The sequence below is a fragment of the Ensifer sp. ENS07 genome (assembly GCF_014852185.1).
GTDB lineage: Bacteria > Pseudomonadota > Alphaproteobacteria > Rhizobiales > Rhizobiaceae > Ensifer > Ensifer adhaerens.
Genome location: NZ_JACVBE010000104.1, coordinates 1 through 212, shown reverse-complemented (window position 1 = coordinate 212; position 212 = coordinate 1). Strand labels below are relative to the sequence as shown.

Below are 212 nucleotides of genomic sequence, written 5' to 3'. Positions count from 1 at the left end.
CAGACCGTGACGATCGTGATCACCGGCACCAACGACGCACCGGTCATCACTTCGGGCGTGCAGAGCGGTTCTGTGACGGAGATCGCCGACAAGGCGACGGGTGAGAACACGGTCACACACACGCAGGGCGGTGCGGTTGGCTTTAGCGATGTCGATACGCTCGACACGCACACCGCCAGCTTCAAGGCGAACGGCAACGGCTATCTCGGCAC

The 212-nt window shown here is 62.7% G+C and carries 1 protein-coding gene; it reads left to right on the top strand.

What is annotated here, in order from left to right; genetic code table 11:
* Positions 1 to 212: VCBS domain-containing protein (locus tag IB277_RS37840; RefSeq protein WP_192373434.1), on the top strand; the 212-nt coding region annotated here is incomplete at both ends.